We start from the raw sequence: 1,871 nt of genomic DNA on the forward strand, positions 1-1,871 counted from the left end.
TCCGCACGTTTGTTATAAGTAACGATTTGTAATTTGGAACTAGCACCACCAACATAATACGTCTGATTGTCTCCAGCACCGCCCCAAAACATACTCCCCGGACGACCTAAGTAATCAATCCATCTCACACCTTCTAAATCCTCTTCATAATCAAACGCCAAGTCCGCCCGAGTACAATATACGTTTTTCAAGTAACCAATGATCGACCTATACAAAGCGAAAATCTCAGGGTCTTTCGAGTGCTTAGGATTAAACTCAAAACGTATCTGAGGAACCTTAGCATCTTTTCTAGCTACTTGAATGATTCCCTTACCACCAGGAATCGTATAAGCATATTCGTAAGGATAAGCACTTCTTATTCTATTCAACAAAACTCGATACTCTAGGTAACGAATAAGATTTTCCAAATCCTCATTCATATCCCCCAAAATAGTTAACCGGTCTAAAGAAAACGAAGTCATTTCATCACCAACTTTTCTGCTAATGTGGAATTAAAATCAAGTTAAAAAGGAAAGGAGCGAGGTCTGCAAATTAAAAAGTTTTTAGGGTTATGCGCCTGTTAGAGGAAAGCGCATATTTTTCAGTCAATCTCCTGTTGTTTTTTCCATCATCGTCTTCATAACTTGAATCAAACCATCAGGATCTTCATATCCCATTTTCTCAGCGATCTCGATAAATTTAGGTAAATCCTCTTCCATGTATTTAGTTTCTAACATGTATTTTTGAAGCACAAACGATGCCAAACCACTCATAGTATTACCTTGATTAGAAGCTCTGTCTTTGTACCATTGATGTACCTCTTCAGGTAAATAAATATTAGCTCTCGATTTCGAAGCAGCCATTATTATCACTCTCCTTTATAGTGTTATATTAGCACTTCTGTTGGTGTCTGTGAAGTTTTTTATTTCACGTTCTATTTGACACCGGGACCCCGACCCCCCGAACCCCCCAAAACATCGTCCCCGTCGGGCTAAGCCCTCTCTGGGGCCACTGTCTTTGAGTGTACTCAGGGAGTCCGCCCGGTATAAAATAGCTTTCGCGACATAAACACTGAATGTACTTCCGAGAGTATAGCCCGTTATACTCTTGTTCCAAGAAACGGGTAAGCAAAATCACTTTGTATACATCTGTTTGATTTTAAATCGTTAGTATACTTTGTCATCAATTGTTTACTGGAAGCCTAGATTTGGTTTCTTTTCGACTCTAGACAGTGTCCGTGTTAATGCGTGTCGGTTCGGTGGCGTAGGGTACCCCCTGCTAGACGCAGGTACTCCCTTCCGCCCTCCGCTTCCGATACGCCTGTAAATACGTCTCCTGTGTAGGTACACGAAAAAGGACACCCAAGCCAAGGTGCCCCAGTTCTATTCAATTATGGTATAATCTAAGTATCAGCTAACTACTACTTTTGCGTAGTTTAACCAACGATAGACCTGTTGCCGCAGGTCTTTTTTTGCGTCTTCAAAGTCACCTTTTATATCAATCGGAAGAGGCATTGTGTACGTTTCAAGCATCTGCTTGTATTTTTTCCTTGTAGGGAACGAGAGATCAGCTAAAATTGTTTTCCCCTCAGGAGTTAATAAGCCCAACAGAATCAGCTTATCTGTCGCCTTAAGAGTATTCATTCCCAACGGTATTGTAGAGTATGGTACAGCATCGTTAAACGGGTTGTAAGAATCGTCTTCCAAGAAGGTAGAAACTTCATCCTTATCCAATCTTGCCTCAATTCTCCACCAATCCTCAGATGAGATGGTTTCCTCAGGCAATCCCATTTTGCTAGCACGTTCCGCACGTTTGTTATAAGTAACGATTTGTAATTTGGAACTAGCACCACCAACATAATACGTCTGATTGTCTCCAGCACCGCCCCAAAA

Annotated in this window: 2 protein-coding genes and 1 pseudogene; all 3 read right to left on the reverse strand. The window is 41.2% G+C overall.

Annotated features, from left to right (window positions below; genetic code table 11):
* A pseudogene (locus KNQ15_RS16500) lies at positions 1–419 on the reverse strand (hypothetical protein); the annotation flags it as partial.
* A gap of 165 nt (positions 420–584) precedes the next feature.
* Positions 585–842 carry a ribbon-helix-helix domain-containing protein gene (locus tag KNQ15_RS16505; protein WP_214730115.1) on the reverse strand — a complete coding sequence of 86 codons (258 nt, stop codon included), beginning with the start codon at positions 840–842 and terminating at the stop codon, positions 585–587.
* A 546-nt stretch (positions 843–1,388) separates the two neighbouring features.
* Positions 1,389–1,871: replication initiation factor domain-containing protein (locus tag KNQ15_RS16510; RefSeq protein ID WP_214730116.1), on the reverse strand; the 483-nt coding region annotated here is incomplete at its 5' end.

The organism is Exiguobacterium sp. s168 (assembly GCF_018619035.1).
GTDB lineage: Bacteria > Bacillota > Bacilli > Exiguobacteriales > Exiguobacteriaceae > Exiguobacterium_A > Exiguobacterium_A acetylicum.